Source organism: Bacillus luti, from assembly GCF_001884105.1.
Lineage (GTDB): Bacteria > Bacillota > Bacilli > Bacillales > Bacillaceae_G > Bacillus_A > Bacillus_A luti.
In genome coordinates, this window is record NZ_MACI01000062.1 from 127,944 (window position 1) to 134,675 (window position 6,732).

Below are 6,732 nucleotides of genomic sequence, written 5' to 3' on the forward strand. Positions count from 1 at the left end.
GTTTATGTTTATTTAATTTCAATAACCTAACTATCTCGTGCAACTTGGAATATCTTCAGCATTTAGAAAAAAACACGATACGCAAAAAATAGCCCCCACAAAAGAGGCTATTTGAAGTGAAATTCGAAAGCGGCAGTTAACATGCTGTGTACAAAATTTCTTTATACGTTCAATTATGTATTGAAATTTATATAAGTAAATCATTCCATTTTACCCTAGTTGTTGGATAATGTAATCAGCCGTACGAATAGACAACGAAATTGTAGTTAGGGTAGGATTAGCTGCCCCAATGGAAGGGAGTACACTATTATCAGCTACATAAAGACCCGGAATGCCATGAATTTGACCAAATTGATTGGTTGCAGAAGTTAAAGGATCATCACCCATACGGCATGTACCTGACTCATGATAATCATTTCCAGGAGACATTAGAGAGATTGGAGGCCTATTGTCTTGTGAAGTCAAGGATAATTTCATAGCTACGGTAGCTTGTATCTTAGCTTGTGCCATTTTTTGGATGATCATATTGTCTGTTTCACTGTAGGAAAAGCTGACTTGAATCTGTGGTATACCGTATTCATCACGTTCAGTAGGGTCTAAGTAAACACTATTTTCAAATCTGGATTCTACTTTACCAAAGGTATTTATCGCGATTTTCACTTCCTCAAGAAATGGTTTTTCCTCAAAAGGCTGATAAGCATAGTATTTTTCCGATCCGAGCATTTGAATTTGAAAAGGAGATTGTTTTGTTTGAGGAATATTTATCACTAAGTTTCCTAGTTCCTCTGAAAAGTTTCTACGGTTTATTTGCCCTATAGCTCTAAGAAGGGAATGATTCGTCAAATAATGGCCAATTGCTGGTCCTTGGATTCCTGAGTTAAGCAAAATCCGAGGTGTTTCTAGAGCACCAGTTGATAATACAACTGTTTTTGCTCTAATGAAATAGGACTTTTTATCAGGAGAAATCACGTGAACTCCGACTGTTCTTCCTTGATCGATTACTACTTGAACGACACGAGAATTGACTGCTAAATCAAAAGCCCTCCAATTCAAGGCATAGGCTAAAAAATGGATTGAGCTAAAAAAAACATCGGAACCAATTTGTCCGTGTTGTGTTCCTTTAAGATTAACTGCCATTGGTAAGTCTATAGCTTCCGGAAATCCATTTTTCTTAAGACGCTCTAACATGATGTTTTGCATAGATGATCCTCGAGCGAAAAACGGAGTGACATTCATTACTTTTTCTGCGATAACATAATAGAATTTCATCTCGTTTGCTGTCACAGGCCATTTTTCCATTTCAAAAGCAGGCATTCGGGGAGATGCTGCACTCCAAAACAAGGTTCTACCTCCAAGAGCAAAAACAAGTGTTGCTTCCGGATATTGAGGCAACCGCTTCCCGATAGGTGTTGCGACTTTAGGAAAATAATTATTTAAAAACCGATCAATATTCATTGTCGGAAGATTTTGCCCATGAGTGGGCAAAAGCAAATCCCCTGCTTCCAGAAGACCAATTTGTTTTTTTTTATTTTTCCATTGTTCACATAATCTCCATAGAACCGCCCCGCCTCCTGCTCCGCTGCCAACAATCAAAACGTCATATTCTTTATTAGTCATTTGCTCCAACGGTATAACCGGAATCCATTCGTTTGGATGTGATTGCATAGTCTCACTTCCTTTAGAATTTTTACGCATTTATATATCTGTATTACTTTTATCTTTTATTTATCTTGGATTGAGAATTTTTTTTTACTGGAAAGTATTTTTAAATCATTCAAAAAGAGAGGGAAATTTATTATGTCTACTAGTTTATATCAAAAAGAAAAATCACATCCCCTATTTAAATTAACTACATTAGCATCACAACCATTTGAAGTATTTCAACAATTTAGTAAAAAAATGATGACTAAAGGTGCATCAAACAATAGATAATAATTCTTTCTTATGTAGATAGATTCATATTGCAACAGGAAATGAAGAATATTTTAATCTCATTAGAGATATATTAGGGAGGTTCACTTAGTAAAAGCATAAGTTGGCCAAAACAGCCATTTTATGCTTCCTATTACATGAAGGACCATATTTTCAACATCCCAATTTTGATTATAAAAGAACATCCCCCTATTTCCATAAATACCTAAACACATCCTTCTAGCAATAAAGATGCTACCAACTCTTTTCATTATACATTTTGAGTATCTCTAATTATTTTTTCAAAATGAATACACAATTTAACAAGCTGTTTAGTAGTTATTCTATTCATTACAGTTTGAGAGTTTCCTAACAAGGGATACATTCTAACCTCCAAAATATGTGCCCTCTTCAGCTATATTGATTGAAGTTCGTAATAAGCAAACCTATTTTATTAGATTTTTAAATTTTTCTACTCGCTTTTTATATTTTTTTATTTAACCTTTTAAAATTAAAAATTAATGCTTGACATAAAATTATTGTGTAGTTATTATTGGTTACATAAAGTAACCTGTTAACGAAAATATATTTGATATAAATTAATTTAAAATGTATTTTTAACTAGGTACTTATTTTTAATATGAAGGAGGAAGCAATTATATACTAAACAAACTAAACTTGCTGTCTCTTATATGAATTCAGCTAAATAAATATGTTTTAGGAAGGTTAAAAAATGGATATTTTATTAGCGATTTTACCAGCATTATTTTGGGGAAGTATTGTACTCTTCAACGTTAAGTTAGGTGGTGGACCCTACAGTCAAATACTAGGAACTACCCTTGGCGCTCTTGTTTTTTCTATCGGTGTTTATATTTTTATGAAGCCCGTTTTGACGCCAATGGTTATAATCATCGGGATTATTTCAGGCCTATTTTGGGCAGTGGGACAAGCCAACCAATTAAAAAGTGTTGATTTAATGGGTGTTTCTAAGACGATGCCTATTTCAACAGGAATGCAATTAGTTTCAGCGACTCTATTTGGAGTAATTGTATTTCATGAATGGTCCACAACAACCTCTGTTATATTAGGTGTTCTTGCGCTTATATGCATCATTGTTGGAATCGTTCTCACGTCTCTTCAAAGCAACGAGGAGAAAAACGAAGAACAAACAGGAAATTTCAAAAAAGGGATTGTGATGTTATTAATCTCGACTCTTGGTTACTTAGTGTATGTAGTAATTATCCGCTTATTCGGTATAGACGGATGGTCGGCTTTATTACCACAAGCAATCGGTATGGTGTTAGGTGGACTGATGCTAACATTTAAGCATCAACCATTTAATAAATATGCGATTCGCAATATTATTCCTGGTTTAATTTGGGCAGCCGGAAATATGTTTTTATTTATTTCACAGCCGCGTGTAGGGGTTGCAACAAGCTTCTCCCTTTCCCAAATGGGGATTGTAATCTCAACTTTAGGTGGCATTTTTATATTAGGTGAAAAGAAAACAAAACGTCAGTTTAATGCGATTATCATTGGGATTATTTTTATTGTCGCAGCTGGAGTTATGTTAGGAATTGCAAAAGGATAACGAGGAGGAAAAAATTATGTATACAGATTTAAAAGATAAAGTAGTTGTTATTACAGGTGGTGCAACTGGTCTTGGAAGAGCAATGGCAATCCGTTTTGGAGAAGAACAAGCGAAAGTTGTAATTAATTATTATTCAAACGAATCAGAAGCAAATGAAGTAGTACAAGCAGTTAAGCAAGCTGGTGGAGAAGCCATTGCTGTACAAGGAGATGTAAGAGTTGAATCAGATATGATTAATTTAATTCAATCTGCTGTAAAAGAATTTGGTACACTAAATGTCATGATTAATAATGCAGGTATTGAAAATCCGGTACCTTCACATGAAATGCCATTAAGTGATTGGAATAGAGTAATTGATACGAATTTAACAGGGGCTTTCTTAGGAAGCCGAGAAGCAATTAAATATTTTGTGGAGAACGATATTAAAGGGTCAGTTATTAACATGTCAAGCGTTCACGAACAAATTCCATGGCCATTATTTGTTCACTATGCAGCAAGTAAAGGTGGTGTTAAGCTAATGACAGAAACATTAGCACTAGAATATGCACCAAAAGGAATTCGTGTAAATAATATTGGACCAGGTGCCATTAATACACCGATTAATGCTGAAAAATTTGCAGATCCAGAAAAACTTGCGGATGTTGAAAGTATGGTTCCAATGGGATATATCGGAGAACCGAAAGAAATTGCAGCAGTAGCAGCATGGCTTGCTTCTTCACAAGCGAGCTATGTAACAGGTATTACACTGTTTGCTGATGGTGGCATGACTCTATACCCATCTTTCCAAGCTGGACGTGGTTGATTAATCAATAATTAAGTTGTTTTTTTCAATAAGTTTAAATGAAGCAGTTAGCCTTTGCTAGCTGCTTTTTTATTGAATGATTTTTTAAATACATGGTAATACTATAGATACACCAAGGTTGAATACGAATAACCATTGTGTTCTTCTTATTCACGGAGCAGTTAGCTTTTGCTAACTGCTTTTCCTTTAGAAAAATAAATAAATTTTTATTAGATTCATTTTCGTATAACATTTTCATTCTCATTTATACTATAACTGTAGCTTTATGTTCCGCCCCCATTCCATTACACGCAGGGCCTAATTTTCGTTTCTATAAGCAGATACTTTCATGAAATTGGGTACTGTATACTGCAAATACTTCTAGAAACTGACATAAACACATAAACCTAATGGTATTTACCCCTGAGCTTCTAATGTAGAAGTACTTAACCTCACCCATATAATCTTTTTACAAGTAACAACTCTGAATTCCTCAATAGTAGTTACTAACTTCCAGCCTTGTTCTTTTAGAATATGTTTAGTAATTGCTTTTTCCTTTGTTCAGCCATATCCGTAAATATGCTAGCGCAATGTGTCATTACTGGTGCAGTTCCCTTCTGCTTGTTTCCAATTCTCTTTGAGATTAAAATAACATATTTGTTCATGTTTTATCTGTTTGATTACCTCACGCTTAAACCATTTAGCTCTAGTTAACTTATCGAAACGAAAATTATAATTCTCCGCTGGTACAAGCTCGTTATTATTATTTTCCCAATAAATTTCTTTGAAATTATCTTGTGTAACCATTTTAAATAAATCAGCTGTTCAAACTTCTTTATATCTTTCCATTTTCTTTATATCTTTCCATTTTCTTTCTCCCTTTCAACTAAATCATCCAATCATCGGGTTCTAATGCAAGATGCCCATGTTATACAGAAACAAGCTCCTTATAAGTAAAAAAACATAAAATATATAGATTCTTTATAAAGGAGCTGATAATTCAATGTACCCTACTCATTATGTTCCTTGGGGACAATGGCAACAATACCATCCTCATCAAACATGGCAACAATGGCATCATACAATGTGGCCACAGTATATGAATTGGAATCAATGGCATCAACATTACCCTCATCAAACATGGCAACAATGGCATCAACAATTTCCAGTACCTTACCATCGTTAAAACTAAAAACTATAAAACAAGGGCACCCTCTAATTGGATGCCCCTTTGTTTAATATAAAAATTTCATATAAACATCAATCTATATTTTTGTTACATGATTTTTTATATGAGATTCATTATACCCATCACTCTGAAAGATATTCCTAAAGTAAAAACCTTAATTTAAAGAAATAATTCTATAATTTTTGACGATTCGACTGTTATACAATTACTCATCCGCGTCCAGCTTGGAAGGATGGATATAGAGTCATGCCACCATCAGCAAACAGTGTAATACCTGTTACATAGCTCGCTTGTGAAGAAGCAAGCCATACTGCTACCGCCGCAATTTCTTTCGGCTCTCCGATATATCCCATTGGAACCATACTTTCAACATCGGCACGTTTTTCTGGATCTGCAAATTTTTCAGCATTAATCGGCGTATTGATAGCACCTGGTCCAATATTGTTTACACGAATTCCTTTTGGTGCATATTCAAGTGCCAATGTTTCAGTCATTAGCTTAATACCACCTTTACTTGCTGCATAGTGAACAAATAACGGCCATGGAATTTGCTCATGAACGCTTGACATATTAATAACCGTTCCTTTAATATCATTCTCCACAAAATATTTAATTGCTTCTCGGCTTCCTAAGAAAGCGCCTGTTAAATTCGTATTAATTACTCTATTCCAATCACTTAATGGCATTTCATGTGAAGGTACCGCATTTTCGATACCCGCATTATTAATCATGACATCTAGTGTACCAAATTCTTTCACAGCTGACTGAACGAGATCGATAACATCCGATTCAACTGTTACATCTCCTTTTATCGCAATAGCTTCTCCCCCTACTTTTTTAATCTCGTCTACTAATTCTTTCGCTTCCGATTCATCAGATCGATAATTTACTACAACCTTTGCTTGTTCTTCTCCAAAACGAACTGCCATTGCTCTTCCAAGACCTTTTGCAGCACCTGTAATAACAACTACTTTTCCTTTTAAATCTGTATACATAATTTTTTCCTCCTCTTTATCCTTTTGCAATTCCTAACATAACTCCAGCTGCGACAATAAAGATAATCCCAATGATAATCGCATTAAACTGACGTTTTGTTTTCTTTTCACCTAAAATAAAAATGCCACCTAAAGTCGAGATTACAATCCCCATTTGGGAAAGGGAAAAACTTGTTGCAACCCCTACACGCGACTGTGAAATAAATAAAAACATATTTCCGGCTGCCCAAATTAAACCAGGAATAATATTGCGAATCGCATATTT

General features: G+C 34.6%; 8 protein-coding genes. 4 read left to right on the forward strand and 4 right to left on the reverse strand.

All coding sequences use genetic code 11. The features are described 5' to 3' along the window. Positions 1 to 210: 210 nt before the first annotated feature. Positions 211 to 1,665, reverse strand: a complete 1,455-nt coding sequence (locus BAQ48_RS14690) for a GMC oxidoreductase (protein ID WP_071711633.1) — start codon at positions 1,663 to 1,665, stop codon at positions 211 to 213. A 132-nt stretch (positions 1,666 to 1,797) separates the two neighbouring features. Between BAQ48_RS14690 and BAQ48_RS28410 the strand changes: the two genes are divergently transcribed. From BAQ48_RS28410 to gdh (BAQ48_RS14700), 3 genes are all read left to right on the forward strand, one after another. Then, a complete protein-coding gene (locus tag BAQ48_RS28410; protein ID WP_278248815.1) occupies positions 1,798 to 1,932 on the forward strand; it encodes a hypothetical protein in 135 nt (44 codons plus the stop codon). A 712-nt stretch (positions 1,933 to 2,644) separates the two neighbouring features. After that, complete coding sequence (locus BAQ48_RS14695; RefSeq protein ID WP_071711634.1) at positions 2,645 to 3,502, forward strand: GRP family sugar transporter; 858 nt, start codon at positions 2,645 to 2,647, stop codon at positions 3,500 to 3,502. Positions 3,503 to 3,518: 16 nt separating this feature from the next. Then, on the forward strand, positions 3,519 to 4,304 hold the full coding sequence (gene gdh / locus BAQ48_RS14700; RefSeq protein ID WP_071711635.1) for a glucose 1-dehydrogenase: 786 nt from the start codon (positions 3,519 to 3,521) through the stop codon (positions 4,302 to 4,304). A gap of 561 nt (positions 4,305 to 4,865) precedes the next feature. On the opposite strand, the gene BAQ48_RS27965 is transcribed toward gdh (BAQ48_RS14700), so the two are convergent. Beyond that, a complete protein-coding gene (locus BAQ48_RS27965; protein ID WP_071711636.1) occupies positions 4,866 to 5,090 on the reverse strand; it encodes a hypothetical protein in 225 nt (74 codons plus the stop codon). 196 nt (positions 5,091 to 5,286) lie between these two features. Here BAQ48_RS27965 and BAQ48_RS14715 point away from each other — a divergent pair, with 196 nt between their 5' ends. Further along, entirely contained in the window at positions 5,287 to 5,469 is a 183-nt protein-coding gene (locus tag BAQ48_RS14715; protein WP_071711637.1) for a hypothetical protein, read from the forward strand. Positions 5,470 to 5,681: 212 nt separating this feature from the next. Here the strand turns inward: BAQ48_RS14715 and gdh (BAQ48_RS14720) are convergent, their stop codons facing one another. Together gdh (BAQ48_RS14720) and BAQ48_RS14725 are read right to left on the reverse strand one after the other, a co-directional pair. Beyond that, complete coding sequence (gdh, locus tag BAQ48_RS14720; RefSeq protein WP_071711638.1) at positions 5,682 to 6,467, reverse strand: glucose 1-dehydrogenase; 786 nt, start codon at positions 6,465 to 6,467, stop codon at positions 5,682 to 5,684. Between the two features lie 16 nt (positions 6,468 to 6,483). Beyond that, on the reverse strand, positions 6,484 to 6,732 hold a 249-nt coding region (locus BAQ48_RS14725; RefSeq protein ID WP_242660462.1), incomplete at its 5' end, for a GRP family sugar transporter.